This window comes from Rhodococcus sp. F64268, assembly GCF_023015605.1.
Classification (GTDB): Bacteria; Actinomycetota; Actinomycetes; order Mycobacteriales; family Mycobacteriaceae; genus Rhodococcus.
In genome coordinates this window covers 365,399-391,689 of sequence record NZ_JALKAI010000004.1, presented here as the reverse complement: position 1 = coordinate 391,689, position 26,291 = coordinate 365,399, and the positions used below count along the sequence as shown (strand labels likewise).

Below are 26,291 nucleotides of genomic sequence, written 5' to 3'. Positions count from 1 at the left end.
CCCTCTACGCTCGACGCGTGAGTTCGGACAAGATGCTGACCCGCATCGGCGGCCTGTTGCGGCAGGCGGAGTCGACCGACAATCCGCACGAGGCCGACGCCTTCCTCGCCGCCGCCCAGCGGCTTGCGACATCCGCCTCGGTCGATCTCGCAGTGGCCCGCGCCCACACGACCGCCAGGCAGCGCCGTGCGGCGCCCGTCCAGCGACTCGTCACCATCGGGGAGGCCGGGAAGAAGGGACTGCGGACGTATGCGCAGCTGTTCCTGGCGATCGCCGCGGCCAACGACGTCCAGTGCGACATCACCGCGACCTCCACGGTGATCTACGCGTACGGTTTCGCCGCCGACATCGACGTCTGCGAGGCCCTCTACTCGTCGCTGCTGGTGCAGATGGTGCGCGCCTCCGACGCATACCTGCGCTCGGGCACCTACAAGGACGAGACGACGGTGCGGACGGCGATCGAACGCCGCGGAGGCCGACAGGTCCGCACAAAGGTGCGCAAACCCGTCGCGGGCGTCACCGCACGCCTGAACTTCCAGTCGGCGTTCGCCGCGCGAATCGGTGCGCGCCTCGCCGAAGCGAAACAGGACACCGAGCGCGAAGCCGAGGAATCGACGCCCGGCACCGCCCTCGTCCTTCGCGGCAAGGAACTCGAGTTGCGCGATTTCTACCGCACGACCTCGCAGGCGCGAGGAAGCTGGCGGGGGAACCGTGTGGCGACACGATCCGCCGACGCGCAACGCGCCGGCGACCGCGCTGGGCGCACGGCGCGACTCGGCGGCTCACCCGAACTACCACCTGCCGCGAGGAGGCTGGAATCGTGACCAAGGTGCGCGATACACAGAGAACGTCTGTGTACGAGGCAGAGTCGCTCGTCCGGCGCATGTTCGATCTCGCGGACGAGCGCGGCCTGCGCGCCGTCGAAGTGGCCGGGTCCCACGTCACCTTGCCGATCGAACGGCGTTTCGCATCGCTCGAGTCCGCGCAGCAGTACGTCGACAAGGTGCTTGCCCTGAACTGGGTGCGTGCGCGTTGGTCGCGCGCAGCACTGCCTGTGCGAGTCCGTGCGCGGTCGGGAAACACCGCGGCGCACTACGAGAGCGACTGCGCAACCATCGCTCTCCCAGTACATCGCGGCAATCAGGCATGGGCGTTCCGCGAACTCGTCGTGTTGCACGAACTCGCACATCACCTCGACCCGCAGGACCCGGATGATCCGACCGAAGCGGCCCACGGGCCCGCGTTCGTCGACCGGTTCCTGACATTGGTCGACGAGATCATCGGGCCCGAGGCCGCATTCGTGTTGCGCGCGTCGGGGATCGCGGTTCGCGAGTGAGCTCGCGTCACATACCGGCGATCTCCACACGCTCGTAGTCGCCGACACCTGCGGCAAGCACCCGCAAGTGGTCGTCCATGGTGCCGAGAGTGTGCTCGATCGCGGTGAGCCGGCTCAGGTAGTGCCCGATGGAGTGTTCTGCGGTGACACCGATACCGCCGTGCATCTGCACCGCCTCCTGCCCGATCTTGCGTGCCGACCGGCCGACCTGCAGTTTCGCACGCGAAGCGATCACCGGGTCGACGATGCCGTCGGCCAGCGCCATGGTCGCGTACAGGCTCATGCTCGCCGCCAGTTCGTACTGCACGTACATGTCGGCGGCGCGGTGTGTCAGGGCCTGGAACGTCGCGAGCGGAACACCGAACTGCTTGCGCTGCTTCAGGTAATCCGCCGTGGCGCGCACTGCTCGATCGATCGCGCCGGTCGCCTCGGCGCACAGCACCGCCTGCGCTCGGACCTGTGCCGCGACGATCGCGGCCGACGCGTCGGTGGCCTCACCGAGCGCGACAGCAGCAACGCCGTCGAGCACGATCTGCGCAGCGCGGCGCTCGTCGTTCGTTCGGTACGACGTGCGGGTGAGCCCGTCGGCGTCGGCGGAAACGATGAACAGACCCACGCCGCCGTCGGGCAGCTGCGCTGAGACGATCAGCGTCTCGGCGCAATCACCGTGGAGCACAGGGTTCTTGCGTCCGGTCAGAGTCCATGAATCGCCGCTACGCACAGCGGTGGTGGTGACGGACATGGACGGCCAGCGGGTTCCGGGTTCGTCGTGCGCGAACGCCATCAACAGCGTTCCTTCGGACAGCCGCGGCAGGAAGTCGCCCCGCTGGTCGTCGCTGCCGACCTCCGCGACGAGCCCGCCGGGCAGGTACACGGCAGCGAGCACCGGTTCGGGAGCGAGGGCCGCGCCGAGTTCGGTCGCGACGGCCATCACCTCGACGGGCCCGGCACCCATTCCGCCGTGCTTCTCGGGAAACGGCAGGCCGAGCACACCGAGTTCGGCGAGCTGTTGCCACAATTCGCGGCTCCAGCCGAGATCGCCTTCTGCCACGCGGTTGCGGGTCTCCACGTCGTACGCATCGGCGAGCAGGTCGCGGACGGTCTTGCGGAGCAGGTCCTGTTCGGTATCGAGATCGAAGTTCATGTCCTTGGCCTCACAGTCCGAGAATCGAGGAAGCAATGATCGAACGCTGCACTTCGCTCGACCCGCCGTAGATGGTCACCTTGCGGTTGTTGAGGTAGGTCCCGGTGGTGAGCTGGGCCCACTCCGGCGAATCGATGTCGTCCGCGCCGGCGGGGAGCGAATCCGGGCCTGCGATGTCGACGAAGAGTTCGGTGGCGGCCTGCTGAAGTTCCGAACCGCGCATCTTGAGCAGCGAGGATGCGGGGTTCGGCTTGCCGTCGGACGAGCTGGCCACGACCCGCAGCTGAGTCAGCTCGAGAGCGATGAGTTCGTTCTCGAGTTCGGCGAGGCGGGCGGCGAACAGTGGGTCCTCGAGGAGCGTGCCCTCGCCGAGCCGGGTTTGCGCAGCGAAACTCTTGGCACGCGCCAGCTTCACCTTGGTGGCTCCGACACGGGTGATGCCGATACGTTCGTTGCCGAGCAGGAACTTCGCGTAGGTCCAGCCTGCATTCTCCTCACCGACGAGGTTCTCGGCCGGCACCCGCACGTCCTCGAAGAAGACCTCGTTGACCTCGTAGCTGCCGTCGATCAATTTGATCGGGCGCACGGTGATACCGGGGGTCTTCATGTCGATCAGCAGCATCGAGATGCCCGCCTGCTTCTTGACATCGGGATTGGTGCGGACCAGGCAGAAGATCCAGTCGGCGTGCTGGCCGAGCGTCGTCCAGGTCTTCTGACCGTTGACGATGTAGTCGGCACCGTCGCGCACCGCGCGGGTCTTGAGCGAGGCGAGGTCGGAGCCGGCCTCGGGCTCGGAGAATCCCTGGCACCACCAGATATCGAGGTTCGCCGTGGCCGGAAGGAAGCGCTCCTTCATCTCCTGCGACGCGAACTGCGCGAGCACCGGGCCGATCATGGAGGCGTTGAAGGGCAGCGGCTCGGGCACCGACGCGAGCTGCATCTCAGTGAGCCAGATGTTCCGCTGCACCGGAGTCCAGTCCTTACCGCCCCACTCGACGGGCCAATTCGGGACCGCCAGGCCGCGTGCATTGAGGATCTGTTGGGCCCGGACGAATTCGTCCTTGCCCAGAGACTTACCGGCCGCGACCTTCTCGCGCAGCTCGGCTGGGAATTCGGTGGTGTAGAAGGTGCGCAGTTCGTCGCGGAACGCGAGCTCCTCGGCGGTGAGTTTCAGATTCATGGGTGGCCCTCTGTCGCGGTTGTGCGGTGGGGAGACCAGCGGAAAGGCTGCTGATCTGTACTCCCGAACCGTAACCTGACACTGTAAGGTTGTCCAGTACGACGACAGGAAAGGAGACGCACATGGCGCGGCCACGCACCCCGATACTGAGCCGGGAGCTCATTCGTGAGACGACACTGCGCCTGGTCGACGAACACGGCCTCGATGCCGTGTCGATGCGCAAGATCGCGAACGAACTCGGCGTCCGCGCACCCTCGCTGTACAGCCACTACGCCAACAAGGACGAACTGCTCGACGACATCGCCCGCACCGTCGCCGAGAACGTCGACGTGAGCGGATTCGACGACGACGATTGGCAGAACGCCCTGCGTAGCTGGGCACGCTCGTACCGCAACGCCCTTGCCGCGCATCCCAACATGGTGCCGTTCCTCGCCTACGGCCCGAGCGACCGACCCGTCGCACTCGACCGCGCCGACGCCGTGCACGGCGGACTCACTCGCGCAGGTTGGCCACCACGGACCGCGACGATGATCGGGGCATCGATCAAGTACATCGTCGTCGGCTCCGCGATCACGTCGTTCGCCGGTGGGTTCATCGACGACATCGACACCTACAACGAACGCTATCCGCACCTGTCTCAGGCGCACCGGCTCCGCGAGTACGCCGCCGAGATCGACGAGGACAGTTTCGAGCTGGTCCTCGGCACGTTCTTGTCGGGGCTCGCCGCGCAATACGCGGCGCTCGACAAAAGCTGACGACGGTCAGGTACGCCGCAACCGCACGAACCTGATCCGACTCCCGGCTTCACGGAAGTCACTGTCACTGCCGTCGACCTCGAATCCCATGGTCGCGGACAGCTTGACGGCAAGCTTCCGGTGGCGGCGCGCATAATGCGCGAAAAAGTGCGCACCCTCGTCCGGCTCGAGAAACTCCGCCGTGACCGCGACCCGCTCTCGCCGCGACTCGACGCGTGCGTGCGGATCGGCTCGCAGATTGCGATACCAGTCCGACGTGGCTCCGAAACCGACCGCGACGACGAAACCGTCGTGCGTGTCGTCGTAATTGACGACCTCGAGCACCACATACCGAGGTTTCCCGGTCTTGCGACCTCGGTGCTCGAGGAGAAGGAAGTGGCGCCCCAGCAGGAACCCGAGGTGCCATCGATACAACCGGATCGGCGAGCGGAAGAGCCGACGCCGGATACCGGTCGGCGGTACAGCGGGTTCCGTGACGCGCATGTCTTCCACCATGCACCGCCGCGTCGCTCATGTCGACACGCCGACCCATGTCCTCCGGGTCGAGCGCCATAATCACGCATAACTTCGATAGGTATGCAGCACAACGGCGCGTCTCGTCGGGCTCGCAACCACCCCCGGTGGTGGCTGGCCGTGCTGGGCCTCGCCGCGGCCGTCGCGTTCGTCGCGCACGATCGGCTTCTCGGCTTCGACACCTTCTACGGGCTGTTCGGCAACACCGTCGACGCCGAGGTCTACCGGTACGGCGGCACAACCGTCCGGACGTCCGAGCCGCTGTACGACTTCGTCCTGCACGACGCGCTCCCGTTCACGTATCCGCCGTTCGCGGCCCTGACATTCCTGCCGCTGTCGGTCCTGTCGATCCACGGCACGGAACTCGCGCTCAACCTGGCCAATCTCGTGCTCGTGTATCTCGCGGTGTGGTTGTGCTGGCGGCAACTCGGCTACCGGGATTCTGCGCGCACCAGGCTGATCAGTATCTTTCTCGCGGTTCTGTTCACGTGGATCGAACCCGTCCGCATGACGATCTGGCTCGGACAGGTCAATCTCATCCTGCTGGTTCTGGTGCTGTGGGACCTCGGGAGGCCCGAACACTCCCGGCTACGGGGGATCGGGGTCGGGATCGCGGCGGGCCTCAAGCTCACCCCGCTGTTCTTCATCGCCTATCTCGCCGCGCTGCGACAGTGGCGCGCCGCGGTCGTGGCCACCGCGACGTTCGTCGCGACCGTGCTCCTCGGCTTCGTCGTGATCTTCTCGGACTCCTGGCGATTCTGGACCAGCACCATCATCCGGTCGGAGCGGATCGGGCTGATCTCTTCACCCGCGAACCAGTCGATTCGCGGGATCCTCGCCCGCACCCTGCATACCGAAGATCCCCCCATGTGGTTGTGGCTGCTGTGCGCCGGGGCGGTCGGAGTCCTCGGGTTGTGGGCGGCATACCTCGCGCATCGCAACGGCAAACGTCTCCTGAGCCTGACCGTCGCAGGACTCACTGCCCCGATGGTGGCGCCGTTCTCGTGGGGACACCATTGGGTGTGGGTGATCCCGCTGCTCGTCCTGTGCCTGGATCAGGCACTGCGCTGGCGGCGATGGTGGGGATACCTTCTGCCGTTCGCCGCGGCCGTGCCGCTGCTCGCCTGGTACCGGTCGTATCCCGACGGTGTCGTGGCGATCGGGATATTCATGACGCCCGGCTCACCCGTGGTGCAAAGCATGCTCCAAGCCACGTACCCGATCGTCTACACGGTGCTGCTCGTCGTCGTGCTTGCGACGAACCGTCCCACCGGAATCACGCTGCATCGTGAAGCCGATCCGCCTACCGTGGACGCATGACACGCCCCGTTCGCATCGGTCTCCAACTCCAGCCCCAACACCAACCGGATTACCAAGTCATCCGCGACACCGTGCTCCGAGCTGAGGACGCAGGCGCAGACATCGTTTTCAACTGGGATCACTTCTATCCGCTCACCGGCGATCCCGACGGCGCCCACTTCGAATGCTGGACCATGCTCGGCGCGTGGGCCGAGCAGACCGAACGGGTCGAGATCGGTGCGCTCGTCACAGGAGGCGGATACCGCAACCCCGAGCTACTCGCCGACATGGCCCGCACCGTCGACCACATCAGCGGTGGTCGTCTGATCCTCGGCATCGGCTCCGGCTGGTTCGAGAAGGACTACGACGAATACGGCTACGAGTTCGGCACCAAGGGGTCGCGCCTCGACCTACTCGCCGAATATCTGCCGCGCATCACCTCCCGGCTCGGCAAGCTCAACCCACAGCCCACCCGGCACATTCCGCTGCTCATCGGTGGTGGCGGACCGAAGAAGACGCTGCCGCTGGTCGCCAAGTACGCCGATATCTGGCACAGCTTCGGCGAATTCGACACCCACACGGAGAAATCGAAGATCCTCGAAGCCCGATGCGCGGATGTCGGCCGATCGCCTTCGGAGATCGAACGGTCGGCGCCATGGCCAGGCCTCGAGCACGCCGCGGCATACGCCGAGGCGGGCATCACGTTGTTCACCGTGGGTGTCGGGGGCCCCGACTACGACCTGGCCCAGCTGGTCGAAGCAATCGAGTGGCGCGACGAGAATTCACCGCCCCCCGTGACAGGTCTGGCGTAATCGGACGGCGTGGCACTTGCGACAGCTCGCCGAGCCGAGACGCTGAGGCGCGCCGGCGCCGCGCCGCTTCGCAGCATCGCCGATACGTCTCTACGATCGAACGTGCATGCCCGATGTACCGACGCTTCCACCGTGCACCGCCGGCGACTGGGACGACGCCCGCCGGAGGCGGCGCCTGCGTGACAGCCGCACCGGCCACAGTTGGGTTCGATTCGGCAGGCTGCGCCGCTTCGTCGCTCGCACTGCGATTGCGATCGTGCCGTTCGTCGCCCTCTACACGCAATACTGGCATTTCGACGTTGCGCCGATGCGCGAACAACTCGCCGACACGCAGCCGCGCATCCATCAGATCTACGAGGCACGCGACCGGGACGACCGCGACACCGCCGTGGTCGACCTCGTCGGCCTCGGTAATCTCGACGCCACGGACACCGCATCCCACCTGCCTGCCCTGAGCGGCCTCGGCGAAGTGTGGGCAGTCGAGTACGACAACTCCGGTCTCGACACCGCCGTGGTGAGCCGCCTGATAGCGGCACGCGCCGAGACCCTCGGTATCGACTCGGTGATCCTCACCGGCCACAGCATGGGTGGCATCATCGCGCTCGAGGTCGCGCAGCACCTGTATCAGGACACACCTCTCGACGTCCTCGGAGTGATCCTCGACTGCACACCGATAGATCTGCACGCCGTACGTGCCGACAGTCGCGATGCGGGGGAGGACCTGCTGCGCTGGATCGGTTGGATCCCCGGAGCCCGCGAGAGCCGAATCATGCGGATGACCGTCGAGATCGCGGCACGCCAGCACCGGTTCGTGCTTCCGTCGGATCGTTGGTACAGGCGCATCGACGGTTCCGAACTCATCGACGTCGTCGAGGAGGTGCTGAACGACAAGATTCTGTCGACCGACGCCGCGAGCAACGGTCTGATCGAATCCCAGTTCCAGGCGATCGTCGCCTCCGGCGCTTCCGACAGCCTGCGTGCACTCGCCGCCGAACAGGACGACAAGGTGCGTCCTGCAATCGTGTTCGTGCGGCCACGGAATGCGTCGAACGATCATGTCGTGGACGTCGAGTACACACAGCAGGCCCTCGTCGACCACTCCGGCGGGGTCGACGGCACACTGCTCGTCGCGAAGCTCGATCACACCGGGCACGCCAATCCGATCCAGGCGCCCGAGGCCTACAACGACGCGATCATCAAGCGAATCGAACCGTTCATCGACCTGCGACCCGGCGAGAACGACGAGGACGACACCGGGAGCGTGCCGCCATCCGGCCCGTCGGCCGGTCCGTGATCTTCGAAACACTCACCCTGCGTTCACCTTCTCGTTGCCTTCGACACGCTTCCGGCTTCTACGGTCCCTCGGTTGTACCTAGAAGATGAGGGAGACAGCCCCGTGGCCCGCAAAGATTTACCTCTGATCGTCATGCACGACGGCAAGTCGTCACGTTCGAACATCACCTGCAAGTACAAGTGCGGCGACGCGTGCTCGCACAACGTGCCCAACACCTCCGGCGGCGCCTATTTCGGAGACCTCGTGCGTCACGCGGTGTCTCGGCGTGGAGTGCTGCGTGGCGGCGCGATGGCCGTACTCGCCGTGGGCGCCGGAGGCGCGCTCGTCGCATGCTCCGACGATTCCGCTGCCGCACCGGCAGAGGGCGGCGCCCAGGGTGCTGCCGATCTCGGCCCCAGCCCCGCCGGCACCGACTTCGTCGCCGTCGCTCCCAACACCGACGATGCGGTGACCGTGCCCGAGGGCTACGAGCAGGAAGTCGTGATCCGCTGGGGCGACAAGGTCCTCCCGGACGCCCCCGACTTCGATATCGACAATCAGACTGCAGCGGCGCAGGAGAAACAGTTCGGATTCAACAACGATTTTGCGGGCCTGCTGCCCGTCGACGGTGTCCCGAACACGTACCTGCTCGTCGTCAACCACGAATACAGCACCGAACCGTTCATGTTCGCCGGGTACGACGAGGAGAACCCGACCGAGGAGCAGGTCCGCATCGGCATCGCGAACCACGGGATGTCGGTCGTCCAGGTCAAGGGCGAGTCCGGATCCGGGCGTCTCACACCGGAGTTCGGAGAGTACAACCGGCGCATCACCGGCACCACCGAGTTCCTGGTCACAGGCCCGGCAGCGGGCAGCGACCTGCTGAAGACCACCGCCGACCCCACCGGTACGCGGGTGGCCGGAACACTCAACAACTGTGCGGGTGGCGTCACCCCGTGGGGTACCGTGCTTTCCGGCGAGGAGAACTTCAACCAGTACTTCGCGAACGCCGAGACGGTCACCGACCCCGCCGGCGCCGAACGCCTCGCCCGGTACGGACTCGAAGGTGGCGCATCCGGCCGCAAATGGGAGCGCTTCGACCGCCGGTTCGATATTGCAGCAGAACCCAACGAGGTCAACCGGTTCGGCTGGGTCGTCGAAATCGATCCTTTCGACGCCACGTCGACGCCTGTCAAGCACACAGCACTCGGCCGTTTCAAGCACGAAGCAGCCAACATCCACGTCACCGGTGACGGAACGGTCGTCGCGTACAGCGGCGACGACGAGCGCTTCGACTACATGTACAAGTTCGTCTCGTCCCGCAAGATGCAGGATGGAAACTCCCGCGCCGCGACGGCTCACAACATGACACTGCTCGACGCGGGCACGCTGTACGTCGCGGTGCTCGAGGGCGACAACCCGGATGCCGTCGACGGCTCGGGAGATCTACCCGAGAGCGGAGCATTCACAGGTACCGGAACGTGGATTCCCCTGCTGCGCGCCAACGAGGACGGTACGAGCGAATCCCTCGTCGACGGGATGAGTGCCGAAGAAGTCGCGGTGTTCACCCGCTTGGCGGGCGACAGGGTCGGTGCCACCAAGATGGACCGGCCCGAGGACTTCGAGGCCAACCCCGTCACCGGCAAGGTCTACGTCGCGCTGACCAACAACACCAAGCGCGGTGTCGACGGTGGCGCTGCCGCCGACGAAGCCAACCCGCGCAACAACAACAAGAACGGACAGGTCCTCGAGATCGACGACGACCACGCCGGTACGTCGTTCACGTGGAACCTCCTGTTGGTGTGCGGTGACCCGGCCGCCGCCGACACCTACTTCGGCGGATTCGACAAGTCCCAGGTCAGTCCGATTTCGTGTCCCGACAACCTCGCGTTCGATCCACACGGCAACCTGTGGATCTCCACCGACGGAAACGCGCTCGGTTCCAACGACGGCCTGTTCGCCGTGGTCCTCGATGGGCCGCGCCGCGGTGAGACGAAGCAGTTCCTCACTGTGCCGGTCGGCGCCGAGACATGCGGGCCGATCATTCAGGACGGCCGCGTCGTCGTGTGCGTCCAGCATCCGGGCGAGACCGACGACGCATCGTGGGACAGCCCGGGGTCGCACTGGCCCGACGGCGGTGACTCGCAGCCGCGCCCGTCGGTGGTCGCGGCATGGAAGAGTGGGGGCGGCCGGATCGGCATCTGACCACCTATCACCCCTATGACCGAATGTCACCTTCGTACATTCCAACTTGCCGAAGGTGACATTCGGCCATCTCGCGGCGAAGCCGCTAACCCAACCAATCCAGAACCGCTGCGGCAGTCCAGGATTGCTGCATGCTTCCCAGAGGCTCGCCGGTGAACGGCTCGTAGTACTCGGCGAACGAGCCGCCACTGGCCTGCCGCAGCCCTTCTGCTCGCAGGGTGTTCGCGCGCTCGATCCAGCCGCGGCGCGCGAACACCCACGAGAACAACCACGTCATGACGGGCCACACCGGGCCCCGCCAGTACTCCCGCGACCGGAAGTCCAGCGACACCGGCGACGTGGACGGTGGCACCGCGTAGCGCAGATCGGGGTGGCCGCAGAACTTCGGGCCTTCGAAGGTGCGCAGCAACGACCGCTCGACGGGCCGATCCAGCCCTCCGCTGAGCAGCGGCGCGAACATCGCGAGGGTGTCTGTGGCCACCCACTTCCCGGTTCTGAGGTCGAAGTCCTTCGCTGCGCCCGTCCGCGCATCGGCCGAGTCGACGATGCCGCGGCGGAACCGGTCGGCCCACTCGCGCAGTTCCCGTACGTCGGCGTGGGGGCGCGACTCTTCCTCGCCGATCTCGGCGAGTACCTCGCACGACAACGCGAACACAGCACTGACGAAAACGTCCTCCACTGCGAAACCCATTGTCTCGGCGAGCACGTCGTCCTCGTACCGCGCGGCCTTCATCGCCTCGAGTAGGTACAGGTAACGGGTGTACTCCACATCGCTGGGTCGCTCACCCGGATCGGCGACATGGGCGAGGTCCTCGCGTCGGAATTCGGGGACGGCGTCGACGACGACGTTCGCGTAGGCGGCGTCCCACCGGGGCGAATTGTCCATACCGGACTCCCATCCGTGGAAGATCGCAATGCGTCCGTTGCCTGCGATGTCCCGAGCCTCCGCGAGCCAGCGATGCCAGCGCATCAGATCGGGCCAGCGCCGATCGAGGAACGCATCGGCGACCGCGCGGGTGCTGCGACCGTGTCGGCGAGCGTGGTCGAGGATGCGCTGGACAGCGATCGCGTGCACCGGCGGCTGAGTGATCCCGGAGGTCTGTACCCCTTTCGGTGCGTGGGCCGCGAGCCGGTTGCATTCCCACCGCGACGGCCCGGGAAAGTATCCGTCGACACCGCCCGCGAACACGATGTGCGGGATCATGCCGTTCGACCATTGCGCCGACAGGAGAGTGTCGAGCTCGACTACGGCGCGCTCCACACTCAGCGGAGCCAGTCCGATCGACACGAACGCCGCGTCCCAGCTCCACATGTGCGGGTACAGCTTGGGCGCAGCGCTGGTCATGGTGCCCAGGTCGTTGCCGCGAAGTAGATACGCAGCGCGTGCGGCGAGCTGGGTGGGGGTGAATCCGCGGTCCGGCATCGTCCCATTCTCCGGCTTTCGGTCGAATACGCACCTCGGGCGTCTCGTACTAGGCTCGTCACATGGGCAGACGCAGGGCTGGCCGGGCCAAGCCGACTGTGTCGAGCCATGTACCGGTCGCAGGGTTGTACGACACCGATACGGGTACGTGTGAGCTGATCAAGGACCCGTACCGCGACTCGGGATGGATTCTCGAGGTCAACGGCGTGCCGAGTTCCCACATCGACCCGGACGATCCGACGCTTCTCGAGTTCGAGTACATGCGCTGGATCACGATGCTGGTGCACAGTCACTTCTCACGCGACACGCGGTTGCGTGTCCTGCACCTCGGCGGCGGTGCGTGCACCATGGCGCGGTACCTCGCCGCGACGTATCCCGAGGCCCGGCAGGTCGTCGTCGAGATCGACGGGCGTCTCGCCGAGCTGGTGCGCGAGTGGTTCGATCTACCTCGCGCACCGCTGCTTCGGATCCGGGTGGGCGAGGCCAGGTCGGTTCTCACCTCACTCACCGACGCAACGCGGGATGTCATCGTCCGCGATGTGTTCGCGATCGACCGGACACCGGTGGCGCTGACGACCGTCGAGTTCACGCGACAGGCGAGACGCGTGCTGGCGCCCGGTGGTCTCTACGTCGTGAACTGCGGCGATACCCGCGACCTGACCACCGCCCGACGCGAGGCCGCGACCATCGGCTCGGTGTTCGAGCACACCGTGATGATCGCGGATCCGGCAATGTTCAAAGGCCGGCGCTACGGCAATCTCATCATCGCGGGCAGCGACCGGCCGCTCGGAGAGTCCGACGCCCTGATTCGCGACCTGCTCGGTGGTGCCGTGCCCGCACAGATCAAACACACGGAGCAAACACGCACGTTCGCGGCCGGCTCGAAGGTCCTCGACGACAGCGAGGCACCCCGGCGGCCCGGGCCGGGAACACCCCGGCCCTCCTAGTTGTTGAAGCCTGCATGACTTCGACACATTCGCCCGTACTGCAGGTTTTCGAACTGGGTTCGCCCTGGCAGACGATCGACCCGTTCCTGTTCGTCGCCCACCACGTCGATGCGTATCCCGCGGGCAATGCGGATCTCGGACCGGATGCATCGCTCGACGGGCGGCCGCTCGGGCAGGATTTCGGCAACCCTTCGGGGTGGAACATGTATCACGGCACCACCGTCCCCGGTTTCCCCGGCCATCCGCACCGCGGGTTCGAAACAGTCACGTTCGTGCGCTCGGGTTTCATCGACCACTCCGACTCCGTCGGTGCATCCGCCCGATTCGGCGGCGGCGACACCCAATGGCTCACCGCAGGACACGGCGTCGTGCACAGCGAGATGTTTCCGCTGTTGAATCAAGAGGACGAGAATCCGCTCGAGCTGTTCCAGATCTGGCTCAATCTGCCCGCCGAGTCGAAGACCGCCGACCCGCACTTCGCGATGCTGTGGAACGAGGACACACCGACGGTGACATTCACCGACGACACCGATCGGACCGTCGCCGTCCGAGTCCTTGCAGGAAAGCTGGACGACGCGACCGCTCCGGCGCCCCCGCCGCACTCGTGGGCGTCACGCCCCGACACCGACGTGGCGATCTGGAACATCGACCTGTCTACCGGCGCACAGTGGGCTCTGCCCCCTGCTGCCGGATCAGAAACTCAGCGTGTTCTCTACGTCTACAACGGTTCTCCGGTGACGATCGGAGACCGGCAAGTGAATTCAGGGCACGGTGTCGTCGTCGACGCCTCCGTACCCATCACGCTCCGCTGTGGCGACGACACCACCCAAATCCTGATGCTGCAGGGACGCCCGATCGGCGAGCCCGTCGCACAGTACGGTCCGTTCGTACTCAACGACGAGGCCGGCATCCAGCAGGCGTTCGACGACTACCGCCGCACCGGATTCGGTGGCTGGCCCTGGGAGAGCAACGATCCCGTTCATCCGGCGGACACCGGACGTTTCGCGCGGTATCCCGACCGACGGGTCGAACGCCCCTGACCGTTTCGCGGGTGCATCTCAGCGTGCCGACGACACGCCGTCCACGCCGTGTCTCGCCAGCAATGCCTTCGTCGATCGGCGGTACGACGAGGGTCGCGCCGGCAGAATCCACTGCGAGAATCTGATCAGGGGACTCACGTTGGCGTCGATCTCGTCGAGGATCTCATCGACGTGCCTCAGCGAGAACGGGATGATGTTGGTGCCGCGGGCGGGTTTACCCTCGGTACGTTCGACCATCCAGTCCAGGCGCGCCCGAACAAACTCGCGGCGTTGCTCGAGCGGCGGCAGCACGGCACCACCGAGCATGTGGTTCGCGGTCCAGAGCGCGGCGGCCTCTGCGGCGAGCGGACTGAACAGCGACGACCCGTAGCCGACGAAATACAGATGGGACACATCCAGGGGCAGGATCTGACGGTAGAGCTGGAAATTGCCGTCCTCATCGAGGAGGCTCCGCTGGACCTCGTCGTCCAGGAACGGTACCCGCTGCTCGTATCCTGTTGCGCACACAATGACGTCGGCCGACACTATGCTGCCGTCGGACAGTTCTGCGACTGCGCGACTGTCCTTCTCATGCAGGGCGGTAATGACGGTGCCGCGACGCACCTCGATCATGCCGGACTCCACCTTGTCGTAGAATCCCTCGGTCACCAGACTCACCGCGTGGCGCACGAGACGCTCGAAGGGCCCCTCGGGCAGCAAGCCGACCCGATCGAGCGGCAGCTGCCGCCGCACGATCTGCTGGATAGTTCCCAACATTCCGTTGCGCAGGAACTTGCCGGGGCCGGTGAGGAACCGTGCGAATCCGCGTTGTTCGATGTGCTCGAACAAGCCCTCGCTGAGCCGTGTCAGGAGAATGTACTTGTAATTGAGTATATTTCCGAGTTTGCGCGGCATCTTCCAGGTCACCTCGCGGGCAACGACCGTCATCGTCGCGGTGACCTCGCTCAGAGCCTCTGCGACATCGCACGCGGACTTTCCGTAACCGACCACCAGTACGTGCTTGCCTGCCGCGTCGGCAAGATCATGGAAGTCCGATGCCGGACACAGTCGACCGCCTGCGTTCTCGAATTCGTCGACGCCCGGATATGCCGGCACGAACGGGTCGCAGAAGATGCCGTTGGCGATCACAAGGTCGTCGTACCAGCGGTCCTCGACCTCTCCGGTGTCGATGTCACGGGTCGAGACCGACCAACGTCCGGTGTTCTCATCCTGGCACGCGGAGGTCACTTCGGTACCGAGCTTCAGGTGCCGGTCCACTCCGAAGTGCTCGGCGTAGCCGGCCAGATAGCTCTGCACCTGGGCACCCGACGGCCATTCCGGATAGGACCGCGGCATCGGAAAATCCGAGAATGCGTAGGTGCCCTTGTTGTTCTGGGTCATCACACCCGGATAACGACGGGTCTCGCTCCACACTCCGCCCACATCGGGAGTCCGGTCGTACACGACGACGTCGAAGCCGAACTGCTTCAGCACCTTTGCGGTGCACAGTCCAGAGATACCGGCGCCGATGATCGCGACCTTCTTCGAGCCCGGGCCGCGGCTCTCCCGAATCGACGCCCCTGACTCGTTCACTGGACTGTCTCCGGTACCCGGGCTTCACCGAGGAAACTGTCGACCAACTGCTGGAATCGGGCCGCATGCTCGATCTGTGTCCAGTGCCCGCACTTGCCGAACACATGCAGCTGGGAGTTCGGGATGACGTCGAACAGGTGCTGTGAGGCCTCGAGCGGCACGACACGATCTTCTCGGCCGTGCAGGATCAGCACCTCGTGTTCGATCTTCGCAAGATCCTCGTCCGCCACGATCTGCGCATCGAGCCAACGCTGCCGCGGCTCCGGGAACACCTGCTCGAAGGCTTCCTGAGCACCCGGCCTGATGGTGGCGCGGTAGCGCAGTTCGGCCAGTTCATCGGTGACGAGCGACCTGTCGTACGCCATGATGTCCATGATGGTCTTCATGTTCTCCACCGAAGGCGTGTATCCCCACAGTGCGTCGAGTTCGGGGGTAAAATCGATCTTGACGCCGCCCGAGCCCATGAGCACAATGCGGTCGAGCCGCTCAGGGAATCGGGTTGCGAGGTGAAGCGCGAGCCCACCGCCGAACGAGTTCCCGACGACATGCACCTTCTCTATGCCCAATTCGTCGAGCACAGCGAGGATCTGGTCGATCCAGGTATCGAAGATCTCGAATCGGACAGGGTCGGGTAGCGTGGTGTATCCGAATCCCACCAGGTCCGGCGCGATCACCCGGAAGTTCTCCGCCAGAACAGGAATCAACCCACGCCAGTTCGCCCACGCGGACACACCGGCGCCCGAACCATGCAGCAGCAGCACGGGGGATCCCGGTCCGCTGCCCACATCGTGGTAGTTGGTTTCGAACCCTGCTGTGCGGAGGGTTTTCCCGATTTCAGGATTGGTTGCGTGTGTCATGTTGGATTCCTAGCTCTGGAAGACCGAGGCGACCGACAACAGGAGGTCGTCCTGGGGGTGCTCGGGCGAAGGGTATGCGCGTTTGCTGTGCGACAATCCGGTCTGCACGAGCGTTTCGCACATCTTGTAGGCGACCACTCCGGGGTTGAGAACGGGTACATCGAGCACCGACGACAGATGCGCGTGACTCTGGTGCATGGTGGTGGATCCGAGCACGATGACATCGGCCCCGTCCTCATCCACGGCCGCACGCGCCTGACGCTCGAGTTCGGCGAACACGAACTCCTCCTTCCCTGCGAGGAGTTCGGCCGTATCGGGGCGGACTCCGATGTCCCGCACCGATGCGAGGCGTCCGCTGATCCCGTTCTCCCGAGCCGCCTTGTGATACAACTCGTGCCACTGGGGCCACATAGTGACGACCGAGAAGCGTTTCCCCAGCAGGCATGCGAGCAACATGGTTGCCTGACTCGGCGCGACCACCGGAATCGTCAATCGTGAACGGAGCGCAGCGAGTGCGGAGTCGCTCATCGAATTGACACAGACGCCCACATAACCTTCCTCCTCCGCCCGACACCCCGCATCGAGCACAAAGGCGTCGGCCAGGGTGGTCTCGTAGGCGCTGTCGAGCGTCGCGCCGCCGGCCTTGGCCGAGACGAACACGTTCTCGAAGGTCGGGTGGACGAAATCGCCACCGAGTTGAGCAGCAAAGGCATCCAATGCTTCCGGAGGTACGGGGACGGGGACGATGTTGAGTACACGGTTCACAGCTCGAGGTCCTCTCTGGTGCGGGTGAGGGTGTCGACGACGGCATAGGCTATCGCCTTGGTCGCCATCATCACGTCGCTCACCGAGGCGACGCCCATCCCTCCCAATCCGTCTTTCAGCTCGTCGGGGGTTGTGGCCGGTGGCCATGGGTATCCGATACGCGCGCAGGGAATTCCGAGACGTCGGATGAGGGTGCCGTCGGTCTGCCCACCGAGGAGCGGTGTCGTGGAGTACGGACGGCCCTCGACTTCCTCCCATCCGCGCCGGCACGACTGGATGATCCAATTGTTCGGATCGGTCATGCCACCGGGTAGCGAGCCGTACATTTCCCAATCCAGATCGAGATCGGGATGGCGTTTGCACATGCCGTCGATCATCTGCGCGAACTGGTGTCGAACATCGCCCGGGGTCACGCGGGGGTTGACCCGGACGTCGAGACAGATCTCCGTGGTCGCGGACGGGAAGGCGGGTTTGTCCGGGCTTCCCGACCGAACGGCCGAGATCCAACCCTCAGGGATGGTCGAACCGGAGGTGTTGCGCGCGGTGTACTCGGGGAGCCACTCCTCGATCGCTTGGATCACCGTCGCCGCCGGCACGATCGAAGATCGGAATCCTTCTGTGCCCCTTGAAATTCCAGCGTATCCGAAGGTGCCACGTACCGACACCTTGAACCAGCACATACCCGGCTCTTCCGGATATACCGCCCACCACGGCTTGAGTACGACGGCATGGTCCGGTGCCATCCCGTGGGTGAGCAGGTGGAAGACACCGCTGCTCATTCCGACGTTGTCGCGTTTGCTCATCGTCACAGGCATTCCGCCACCTGCGAATCCGATTGCGAGATCGCCGATCAGCGGTATCTCGGCGTCGACGACAGCGTGCATGACCTCGGTGAGCCCGGCCACCATGCATTTCGGGTTCGAGGCACCCAGGCCGACGACGAGATCTCCGTGCACACTCGCCTCGGGAAGCATGTCGGGCCGCAGGTCTTTTCCGACCCAGGGAACATCCGATTCCGGGTCGATGTGCGTGTCGATGGGGGCGTAGAGCAACAGCCTGCTTCCACCACCAGATCCGCGCAACTCTCCGATCGCGTTGCCGGTGTTCTCGGAGATCGGCTGGTATCGGGCATCGATACCGACCCGATCACGCAGGTGGGTCGCCATGAACTCGGACGCGGCGCGTTCCTGGCCGGTAGGGCTGTGAATGCCGATCAGGTCGACTAGCAGGTCCCGGAATCGATCCGCGTCGAGCCGGGCGCATACGGCCTCGTACAGCTCACGGCGATGACCGTCGAGCAGGAGCACTTCGGTCGGCGAGCTATCGGTCATCTTTGTCTCCTTCCTGGACGCCGAGCTTCGCCGTCAGACCGGCACGATCCGTCAGACAGGTCGCTATGCGTACGAGTGACTGGTCGGCGTGTGGCGGTGCCACCAGTTGGATTCCGAGCGGCATACCGTGTTCTCCTCGTCCGGCCGGAAGGCCCACGGCGGGGCATCCGCTTACGCTTGCGAACTTGTTGAACACAGGATCCCCTGTCCCGGAGCCGATCTCGGGTGCTTCGCCGGACGCAGCGAGCGTCACCAACAGGTCCACATCGTCGAACGCGCGATCAGTGACGCTGCGCGATCGCCTGAGTACTGTCCTGGCGTGCTGGATCGAGCTTGCAGGCGCTTCCCGTCCGGACTCCAGGAAGCTCGTCAGTTGGGCGCTGGGGCTTCCCTCAGGCCGTCCGCGGAGGCGTCCAGCGAGCGCGGCGGATGCCTCGGCCGCCATGAGCAGGGTGTGTGCATCGTCGAGATCGGCGAGGTCGGCCGGGACGTGCACATCGATCGTGTCGGATACGAACCCTGCAAGGCCGGCGACGAACTCTTCCAACAGGGCAGCAGCCGCCGGGGTCGCACGGTCGGCCCACGGAGGCCTCAGCACCCCGACACGCAACGTGTTCAGTGCGGGAAGCACGGTTGTCACAGGTGGGAAGTCTCCTGCGGTGGAGAGCGATTCGTCGATCGCGCCGAGCCAGGCCGGATGCCGCGCGAAGGCTCCGACCGTGTCGAAGGTCAGTGCGACGGGGAGTACACCGTCGAACGGCCAGCGCCCGTATGTCGGCTTGAGAGTGAACACACCGCAGAAGGAACCCGGCCGCAGCACTGATCCCGCGGTCTGGGTTCCCAGCGCCAAGGGAACCTGTCCGTCGGCCACCGCGGCGGCGGATCCACTCGAGGAACCGCCGGGCGTGTGATCGGTGTTGTGCGGATTGCGGGTCTCGGCAGGCCGGTAGGTGGCGAACTCGGTGGTGGTGGTCTTACCCATGATTACCGCACCGTCCCGCCGCAGCCGCCGAACCACCTCGGCGTCCGCGGCCGGCCGGTGGCCTTCCCACAGGTCGGATCCGTAGGCGGTGGGCTGGTCTCCGGTTTCGATTATGTCCTTGAGACCGAAGGGAATTCCATGCAGAGGCGAACGGCGTCGCTCCGAGTCACGGGCCGCCGCCTGGGCCAGCGCGAGCTCGGGGTCGAGGTACGCCCAAGCCTTGATCGTATCGTCGCGCTCGTCGATCCTCGCCAGACAATGTTCGACCGCGTCGACACTGCGGCTCTCGTCGGCGAGGATATCTGCCATGGGGGACGTGGACGTCGCAGCGCCGCGCATCGAGGTCACCCGGCCTTCTGGGGTTCATGCCCCCACCGCGAGGGCGATCGGAAGGTCTTGACCTCCCACTCGTCCTGATCGATGATCTCCCCGCCGTAGCCGATCTCGATCGCGAATCCCGACGGAGTGCGCATGTAGAAGGACGTCACGCCGTCGTTCGTGTGACGACCGAAAGTCATCTGGAGATCGATACCTGCTGCAGTGACGATGTCGTATGCGCGGCCCACATCGTCCAGCGACGCCGTCTCGATCATCAGGTGATTGAAATCGCCGCCTGTGAAGGAGAAGCATTCGTTCATCAAGGCGAGGCTGTGATGTCGCGGATTGCAACGCAGGAACGTCGCGTCGGCACCATCCCACACGATGTAGTCGGTGAGCGCGAAGCCGAGGACTCGGGTGTAGAAGTCGACGGCGGCCGGGTAGTCCCGGCACATCAGTACCACATGCCCGAGCCCGAGGCCGCCGGTGACGAATCCACTGATCACATCGCCGTGGGCGAGCGGAGTGTGATCGATGGTGGGTCCGAAGCAGATCTCGTTGGGGAAACCCTCGGAATCGACGAAACGGAAGGCCTCGACGGCAAGCCGTTCTTCCGCGGGCCCGGCCGGAACCCACTCGATCTCGATACCCTCGGCCGCGACCCGGTCTGCGAGAGTCCGCAGCATGTCGGGGTTGTCGACCTCCCAGGTGATCGACCGGATACGGTCCCGCTCCGCGGGATACAGCGCGATGCGGTGGTGGTGGTCGTCGATTCGGATCAGCAACGGATCCTGGTCGGTTTCGCGGGGGCGGGCGTGCAGCCCCAGCAGATCCACCAGCACGTGACGCCAGGCATCGAGGTCGGCGACCTCGACACTCAAGGCGCCCAGACGGGAAACGCTCATTCGCTTGCCTTTGTTCGGAAGTTGAGAGTCAGCTGGGTAGGAATTGTTCGGCGTGGATCCGCTCGGCGGGCATCCCGAGTTCGAGCAGCCGCTCCTCCGCGGCTTTCAACATGGCGGGCGGACCGCACAGGTAGGCGGAGGTCAGAGGATCGTCGACGTCCTCCACGCTCAGGGCGCTGACCGGATTACCCTCCAGCACCCCGGCGACCGCGGTCGGCTCATCGACAACCACGCGCACATCCAGCGTGCGCATGAACTCCGTACGGGCCTCCAACTCATCGAGATAGAACAGGTCGGCCTCACGGCTACAACCGAAAACCAGTCGGATCGGATGCTCGCCGCGTGCGGTCTGCAGGTTCTCGAGCATCGACAGCATCGGCGCCAGTCCTGTGCCGCCAGCGATCATCAGTGCCGGACCCAGATCGTCAGAGAGACCGAATCTGCCGGTGGGGCCCTCGATCTCGATCCGGTCTCCTACCGTCGCATGGTTGCGGAGATAGTCCGACATGGCACCTGTGGGGAGCACCCGGATTATGAAGGTGAGTTTCTTACGGTCTCGTTCGCCGGAGGCCATCGAGTAGGAGCGCCACTCGTCGGTTCCGGGTACCTTCATGCGTACGTACTGTCCCGCTCGAAATGCGAAGCGCACCGACTTGGGCAGTTTGAGTTGCAGTTCCACCGCGGTGTCACCGATCCAGGTGACCACCCCGACCTTCGCGGTCGTCGTGATCACGGGGTATTCGTCGAGCATCGATGCCGGGTAGTCGAGATCGATCTCCGAGTCACCGAATACGTGTGATTGACAAAGCAATCGCTCACCGGACTCGATCTCGTCCTGCTTGATCGAGTACACACGACCCTCCGGCATCACAACGTCACCTCGGGTGACCCGTCCCACGCAGGTTCCACAGGTACCGACCGTGCATTGGCTGACCAGCCGGACGCCGGCATCGTTTGCGGCCTCGAGCACGGTTTTACCTGCCGGCACCGTTACCGTCTTGGTTCCGTCCGTGAAGTTGAGACTGACATTGCTTTGTGCGGCCATTGCACGCTCCGCAAGTACATCGGTCGGGGCGATCGACACGGTCCTAGTCCTCGTCCTCGTAGGGCGACTCGAAGAAGCCGCGCGGGTGGCGGGACGCCATCTTGCGCCAGGCGACGATGGAATAGTCCATATCGCAGAGCATTTCGTTGTTCCACCCGTCGAATCGGGTGTAATGCTCCTCGGTGGCTTCGCGTGCGAAGACGTCACTGTTGTTGAAGCCCTCGAGTGCGAGCGGGAGCATGAAGTTGTCGTACTTGAAGTTGAATTCTGCGATGTCCTCGTCCGTGCTCGCACGGGTGGCGATGATCTCCCAGTATTCGTGGTGGTGATCGTCGATCGGGACGTAGAACTCGTACTGCACGTGATCGGTGATCGGCCAGTGCTCGACCATCAGCACACCCGGAACCCACAGTGACGTGCGGAAATAGTGCGGGACCGTACCGCGGGCCTTCATGTTGACCTTGGGGTTGTCCAGTACCGGCTCGTAGAGGTCGGGACGGTCGTAGCGGTTCATCACGCCTTTGGGACCGTCGGGAATATCGATCTCTTCGGTTGCGGTGTCGGTCAGGGCGTTGACGCCGAGCGGAAGTGCCCGATCCAGCGCCACCAGGATCTGGTTGTCCCAGTGCACGAGCAGATGGCCGGGGTCGAGGCCGTTCTCCGCGGCAAGTCGCCAGTTACCCACCAGTTTGCGGTGGATGCCACGGATGACGATTCCCTCGTCGAGCAGGTGTGGAACAGGGGAATCGTTGGGGTCGTTGGTGACCGGAGCTGGTAGATCGGCGCTGAGCGGAGGCGGAGTGCCGTAATCCTCGTCTCCGACGAACACGTAGATGATCCCGTTGACCTCCTCGACGGGGTAGGTGCGGATGCCCGCCTTCCCGATCAGAGAATCGTTGGGGTTACCCACAATCGTGGTGAGGGTGCCGTCCTCGAGTCCATAAGTGAACCCGTGATACCAGCAGGTGATGGTGCCTTCCGACAAGCACATCGGCTTGGCCGAGAGCTTGACGCCCCGGTGAATGCAGCGGTCGGACACCGCATAGGACTTGCCTGCGGAACGACGTATGGCGATGTCATGCCCACCGATGGTGACACCTTTGGCGGTGCCGTCTTCGAGTTCGTGGGTCAGCAAGGCGGGGTACCAGTGATTGGCGTAGCCCCAGTCGGCCTTGACGTACGGCGCGTACTGGCGAGTGGCTCCGGCGGACGAGCCGCTGTGAGAGGTAGCAGTCATCGAAGTGACCTCCGGATGATGTGGTCGCAATGGGGTTTTCCGTCCGCATCGATGTGCGGAGCGGAGTCGAAGGGCCCGGGCTGATGAGCCCATCGACTCGGAGTCTGAACACTTTGGAGTGTTGCAGACCACAATATCCAGGTTTCATGGAAAGTCAATCAATTTTTTATTGAATATCGGACAACGGCCCGGCGGGGACCTCCGGTAGCATCTGCCTTCAGCACGCCACGCACACAGCGCAGCCCCTCGACGATCAGCCAGCGGAAGAGACGATGAGCAGCACCGAACCCCGGCCATCCGGCAAACCCGAACCACTGGCACCGGGGCGGCGCTGGCACCTCGCCGAAACCGCATACGAGGAAGGGCTGACCGCCTTCGAGTTCGCGCTTCTGCAGGTGGAGGGCGGATTCCAACGGTTCGCGGTCCAGGCAATCCGAGTCGCCGCCGACATCGATCTGGCGTTCAACGAGGTCGTTGCCCTCCACGTCGTTCGCATGCAGGAACGGTCGAAGGACACGGCGACGATCGCCCAGTTGACCAATCGAGACGATCTGCCGAATCTGCAGTACAACCTCCGGAAACTTGTGAGTCTCGGGCTGCTGGAGCGCACCAAATCAGGAACGTCGTCGGTCTTCACCGTGACTCCGACCGGCCGGGAGATCTCGGATCGGTACGCCCAGCTACGCAGGCAAACCCTCGGGGCCAACCTCGAAGAACTCAACGACATCGTCACGAAGATGCAGCACGCGGTTCGCTCGATGCAGATCCTCACCGGCCTGTACGAAGCGGCGAGCCGCGACCTTGCAACGATCAACACGGCCGCATTCTTCGATCCCCTCCCCAGCGAAGCCGACACCGAGCCCCCCACGAAACCGACCGGTCGAGTCCGCTCACGAACCAAGCGCGCACAGTCCTGACCGCCCGTGTGACCATCACACCGACACCGGTCGGTAACGAACGTCCCCTCGCTTCGAAAGCAGCGTTGATGCAATCTATTTCGATGTCGATGGTTGACGGGATGTGCAGGCCCTCATAAGCTGGGCCGGCCCACAGGTAGCACCCCGCTCCGATTGTGTACGGCCACCCCCTCTGCCTCCCGAAAGGGATCCCATGTCAGCTCTCGCACCACTGCCACTACTGACCGCGCTCCAAGACACCGGCCGCGGAGACGACGGCCGCGACGCAGTCCGCGTCGGCAACCGCACTCTCACCCGGACCGAACTGATCGACGCAGCAACGGCCGTGGCCGACAGGATCGCCGGCGCGTCCAGCGCGGCGATCGACGCCACCGCGAGCATCGAGACCGTCATCGCAGTCACCGGGTGCCTCATCGCCGGTGTCCCAGCCGTTCCCGTGCCTCCGGACTCCGGTCCGGCCGAACGCGGTCACATCCTGAAGGACTCCGCCGCACAGATCTGGCTCGGATCCGCGCGCGAGGATGTTGCACTTCCCACCGTCCCGGTCGATGCACAGGCCAGGTCGTCCGCGACATATCACGAGCCCGACCCGGCCACCACTGCGATGATCATGTACACCTCCGGCACCACCGGCGCCCCGAAGGGTGTCGTGCTCTCGCGCTCCGCGATTGCAGCCGGATTGGATGGGCTGGCCGAGGCGTGGCAATGGACTTCGAAGGACACTCTCGTACACGGACTTCCCCTGTTCCACGTGCACGGTCTCATCCTCGGTGCCGTGGGAGCCCTGCGGCAGGGCTCACCGCTCGTGCACACCGTCCGACCCACTCCCGACGCATATGCCGCCGCTTCGGGTTCGCTGTACTTCGGTGTTCCCACCGTGTGGTCGCGGATATGCGCGAACCCCGCGGCTGCCCGGGCACTCGCATCCGCACGGCTCCTCGTCTCCGGCAGTGCCCCGCTCCCGGTACCCTTGTTCGAACGCATCGTCGAGCTCACCGGCCACGCGCCGATCGAGCGATACGGGATGAGCGAAACCCTCATCACTGTCAGCACCCGGTCCGACGGCGAACGCAGGCCCGGATGGGTGGGCGGGGCCATCGCCGGGGTACGGACGCGCCTGGTCGATCAGGCGGGCGAGCCGATCCCCCACGACGGGGAGACCGTGGGCCGACTCGAAGTCACGGGCGACACCTTGTTCGACGGGTATCTCGGAAACCCTGCCAAGACCGCAGAGTCCATGACCGAGGACGGCTGGTTCAAGACCGGTGACATCGCCGTGATCGACGAGCACGGATTCCACCGGATCGTCGGACGCGAATCGGTCGACATGATCAAGTCCGGTGGATACCGGATCGGGGCAGGAGAAGTGGAGCAGGCTCTACTGAACCATCCCGATGTTCGCGAAGCCGCAGTGATCGGTGTTCCCGATGACGATCTGGGTCAGCGGATCGTCGCTTACGTGGTGGGCGACTGCCACGACAACGGTGCGTTGCCCGATTTCGTCGCGAACACCCTCTCGATCCACAAACGTCCACGCGAGATCCGGTTCGTCGACACCCTCCCGCGCAACGCGATGGGTAAGGTCCAGAAGAAGATCCTGATCGACGAGCACTCGGCGCAGCGATGAGTACCGAGCGTGCAGAAATACGTACGGACCTCCAGCGCGACATCGCTGTACTCACCATCGATCACCCGCGCCGCCACAATTCGCTCACCGGTGAGATGATCGACGAGTTCATCTCTGTACTGGGCGAACTCGCGGACGATCCCACCGTGTCGGTGGTCGTGCTCACCGGCGCGGGAGCCCACTTCTGTGCCGGTATGGACATTCGTGAACTCAGTTCGGCACGCGCAGAAGGTATCCGCATGGAGGAGCGAGTCACCGACGCGGAGGAAGCACTCGCGGACTTCCCCAAACCCACCATCGCGGCCATCCGCGGATACTGCATCGGTGGAGGAGCACAGCTCGCTTTGGCATGCGATGTGCGGGTCGCGGCGAGGAGTTCCGAGTTCGCTTTTACCCCAGCAAAACTCGGTGTGATCTATCCGGCGCGGACGATCCGTCGAATGGTGCGCATCCTGGGCCCGGCCACGACGAAGCGCCTGGTGATCACGGGCAACCACATAGACAGTTCCCTTGCCGAACGACTCGGTGTCGTCACGGAGGTCGTCCCGGAAGATACACTCGTCTCCCATATCACGGCCTTGACGGACTCCATCGTCGCGCGCTCCTCGATCACACAGCGCGCCGCCAAGGAGATGATCGACGCTGCCGCCTGTGGACAACTGAACGAGGAGGTGGAGCGCCGGTGGATCGACACCCACAACCCAGATCTCGAGATCGGACTCGAGGCATTCCTCTCCGGCCGGTCGCCCCAGTTCCGCCGACCGCACGGTGGTGACCTCGACGAATGGAACTCGGTCTTGTGAGCTGA

At 64.8% G+C, this 26,291-nt stretch carries 24 protein-coding genes; 12 read left to right on the top strand and 12 right to left on the bottom strand.

The window, feature by feature from the left end; translation table 11 throughout:
• Positions 1-17 precede the first annotated feature (17 nt).
• Positions 18-824: a DUF2786 domain-containing protein gene (locus MWU77_RS12160; protein ID WP_169689018.1), complete on the top strand. Its 807-nt coding sequence runs from the start codon at positions 18-20 to the stop codon at positions 822-824.
• A complete protein-coding gene (locus tag MWU77_RS12155) occupies positions 821-1,336 on the top strand; it encodes a TIGR04338 family metallohydrolase (RefSeq protein WP_169689019.1) in 516 nt (171 codons plus the stop codon). Before MWU77_RS12160 ends, MWU77_RS12155 begins: the two co-directional genes overlap by 4 nt.
• Before the next feature lie 7 nt (positions 1,337-1,343).
• Here the strand turns inward: MWU77_RS12155 and MWU77_RS12150 are convergent, their stop codons facing one another.
• Together MWU77_RS12150 and MWU77_RS12145 are read right to left on the bottom strand one after the other, a co-directional pair.
• Positions 1,344-2,480 carry an acyl-CoA dehydrogenase family protein gene (locus MWU77_RS12150; RefSeq protein WP_169689020.1) on the bottom strand — a complete coding sequence of 379 codons (1,137 nt, stop codon included), beginning with the start codon at positions 2,478-2,480 and terminating at the stop codon, positions 1,344-1,346.
• Positions 2,481-2,490: 10 nt separating this feature from the next.
• Positions 2,491-3,660 (bottom strand): acyl-CoA dehydrogenase family protein, encoded by a 1,170-nt coding sequence (locus MWU77_RS12145; protein ID WP_247273802.1) that lies wholly within the window; start codon positions 3,658-3,660, stop codon positions 2,491-2,493.
• 122 nt (positions 3,661-3,782) lie between these two features.
• Between MWU77_RS12145 and MWU77_RS12140 the strand changes: the two genes are divergently transcribed.
• Positions 3,783-4,415 (top strand): TetR/AcrR family transcriptional regulator, encoded by a 633-nt coding sequence (locus MWU77_RS12140; RefSeq protein ID WP_169689022.1) that lies wholly within the window; start codon positions 3,783-3,785, stop codon positions 4,413-4,415.
• A gap of 6 nt (positions 4,416-4,421) precedes the next feature.
• Here the strand turns inward: MWU77_RS12140 and MWU77_RS12135 are convergent, their stop codons facing one another.
• Positions 4,422-4,898 carry a nitroreductase family deazaflavin-dependent oxidoreductase gene (locus MWU77_RS12135; RefSeq protein WP_169689023.1) on the bottom strand — a complete coding sequence of 159 codons (477 nt, stop codon included), beginning with the start codon at positions 4,896-4,898 and terminating at the stop codon, positions 4,422-4,424.
• Between the two features lie 93 nt (positions 4,899-4,991).
• Between MWU77_RS12135 and MWU77_RS12130 the strand changes: the two genes are divergently transcribed.
• The 4 genes from MWU77_RS12130 (at position 4,992) to MWU77_RS12115 (ending at position 10,517) form a co-directional block, all read left to right on the top strand.
• The gene (locus tag MWU77_RS12130; protein WP_169689024.1) at positions 4,992-6,248 is read left to right on the top strand and encodes a glycosyltransferase 87 family protein; all 1,257 of its coding nucleotides are present in this window, start codon (positions 4,992-4,994) and stop codon (positions 6,246-6,248) included.
• Positions 6,245-7,039, top strand: a complete 795-nt coding sequence (locus MWU77_RS12125; protein WP_169689025.1) for an LLM class F420-dependent oxidoreductase — start codon at positions 6,245-6,247, stop codon at positions 7,037-7,039. Before MWU77_RS12130 ends, MWU77_RS12125 begins: the two co-directional genes overlap by 4 nt.
• 106 nt (positions 7,040-7,145) lie before the next feature.
• Positions 7,146-8,333, top strand: a complete 1,188-nt coding sequence (locus MWU77_RS12120) for an alpha/beta fold hydrolase (RefSeq protein WP_247273801.1) — start codon at positions 7,146-7,148, stop codon at positions 8,331-8,333.
• A gap of 102 nt (positions 8,334-8,435) precedes the next feature.
• On the top strand, positions 8,436-10,517 hold the full coding sequence (locus tag MWU77_RS12115; protein ID WP_247273800.1) for a PhoX family phosphatase: 2,082 nt from the start codon (positions 8,436-8,438) through the stop codon (positions 10,515-10,517).
• 85 nt (positions 10,518-10,602) lie between these two features.
• Here the strand turns inward: MWU77_RS12115 and MWU77_RS12110 are convergent, their stop codons facing one another.
• Complete coding sequence (locus tag MWU77_RS12110; protein WP_247273799.1) at positions 10,603-11,940, bottom strand: amylo-alpha-1,6-glucosidase; 1,338 nt, start codon at positions 11,938-11,940, stop codon at positions 10,603-10,605.
• A 62-nt stretch (positions 11,941-12,002) separates the two neighbouring features.
• Between MWU77_RS12110 and MWU77_RS12105 the strand changes: the two genes are divergently transcribed.
• Complete coding sequence (locus MWU77_RS12105) at positions 12,003-12,887, top strand: spermidine synthase (RefSeq protein ID WP_247273798.1); 885 nt, start codon at positions 12,003-12,005, stop codon at positions 12,885-12,887.
• 14 nt (positions 12,888-12,901) lie between these two features.
• Positions 12,902-13,927 (top strand): pirin family protein, encoded by a 1,026-nt coding sequence (locus MWU77_RS12100; RefSeq protein ID WP_247273797.1) that lies wholly within the window; start codon positions 12,902-12,904, stop codon positions 13,925-13,927.
• Positions 13,928-13,945: 18 nt separating this feature from the next.
• Here MWU77_RS12100 and MWU77_RS12095 read toward each other — a convergent pair whose 3' ends face one another.
• From MWU77_RS12095 to MWU77_RS12060, 8 genes are read right to left on the bottom strand one after another with little or no spacing between them, the layout of a single operon-like run.
• The gene (locus MWU77_RS12095; protein ID WP_247273796.1) at positions 13,946-15,499 is read right to left on the bottom strand and encodes an NAD(P)/FAD-dependent oxidoreductase; all 1,554 of its coding nucleotides are present in this window, start codon (positions 15,497-15,499) and stop codon (positions 13,946-13,948) included.
• The gene (locus MWU77_RS12090) at positions 15,496-16,356 is read right to left on the bottom strand and encodes an alpha/beta fold hydrolase (protein ID WP_247273795.1); all 861 of its coding nucleotides are present in this window, start codon (positions 16,354-16,356) and stop codon (positions 15,496-15,498) included. The genes MWU77_RS12095 and MWU77_RS12090 overlap by 4 nt, the downstream gene beginning before the upstream one ends.
• Before the next feature lie 9 nt (positions 16,357-16,365).
• A complete protein-coding gene (locus MWU77_RS12085) occupies positions 16,366-17,121 on the bottom strand; it encodes an aspartate/glutamate racemase family protein (RefSeq protein WP_169689032.1) in 756 nt (251 codons plus the stop codon).
• Positions 17,118-18,452 carry a M20 family metallopeptidase gene (locus MWU77_RS12080; RefSeq protein WP_169689033.1) on the bottom strand — a complete coding sequence of 445 codons (1,335 nt, stop codon included), beginning with the start codon at positions 18,450-18,452 and terminating at the stop codon, positions 17,118-17,120. The genes MWU77_RS12085 and MWU77_RS12080 overlap by 4 nt, the downstream gene beginning before the upstream one ends.
• A complete protein-coding gene (locus MWU77_RS12075; protein WP_169689333.1) occupies positions 18,442-19,773 on the bottom strand; it encodes an amidase in 1,332 nt (443 codons plus the stop codon). The genes MWU77_RS12080 and MWU77_RS12075 overlap by 11 nt, the downstream gene beginning before the upstream one ends.
• 5 nt (positions 19,774-19,778) lie before the next feature.
• Positions 19,779-20,657 (bottom strand): VOC family protein, encoded by an 879-nt coding sequence (locus MWU77_RS12070; RefSeq protein WP_169689034.1) that lies wholly within the window; start codon positions 20,655-20,657, stop codon positions 19,779-19,781.
• 28 nt (positions 20,658-20,685) lie between these two features.
• The gene (locus tag MWU77_RS12065) at positions 20,686-21,741 is read right to left on the bottom strand and encodes a 2Fe-2S iron-sulfur cluster binding domain-containing protein (RefSeq protein WP_247273794.1); all 1,056 of its coding nucleotides are present in this window, start codon (positions 21,739-21,741) and stop codon (positions 20,686-20,688) included.
• A gap of 4 nt (positions 21,742-21,745) precedes the next feature.
• The gene (locus tag MWU77_RS12060; RefSeq protein WP_169689035.1) at positions 21,746-22,939 is read right to left on the bottom strand and encodes a Rieske 2Fe-2S domain-containing protein; all 1,194 of its coding nucleotides are present in this window, start codon (positions 22,937-22,939) and stop codon (positions 21,746-21,748) included.
• Between the two features lie 272 nt (positions 22,940-23,211).
• Here MWU77_RS12060 and MWU77_RS12055 point away from each other — a divergent pair, with 272 nt between their 5' ends.
• The 3 genes from MWU77_RS12055 to MWU77_RS12045 all read left to right on the top strand — a co-directional run bounded on the left by MWU77_RS12055 (position 23,212) and on the right by MWU77_RS12045 (position 26,286).
• Positions 23,212-23,856, top strand: a complete 645-nt coding sequence (locus MWU77_RS12055) for a winged helix DNA-binding protein (RefSeq protein WP_169689036.1) — start codon at positions 23,212-23,214, stop codon at positions 23,854-23,856.
• A gap of 193 nt (positions 23,857-24,049) precedes the next feature.
• Complete coding sequence (locus tag MWU77_RS12050) at positions 24,050-25,483, top strand: acyl-CoA synthetase (RefSeq protein WP_169689037.1); 1,434 nt, start codon at positions 24,050-24,052, stop codon at positions 25,481-25,483.
• The gene (locus MWU77_RS12045; RefSeq protein ID WP_247273793.1) at positions 25,480-26,286 is read left to right on the top strand and encodes an enoyl-CoA hydratase/isomerase family protein; all 807 of its coding nucleotides are present in this window, start codon (positions 25,480-25,482) and stop codon (positions 26,284-26,286) included. The genes MWU77_RS12050 and MWU77_RS12045 overlap by 4 nt, the downstream gene beginning before the upstream one ends.
• The last annotated feature ends 5 nt before the right edge of the window (positions 26,287-26,291 follow it).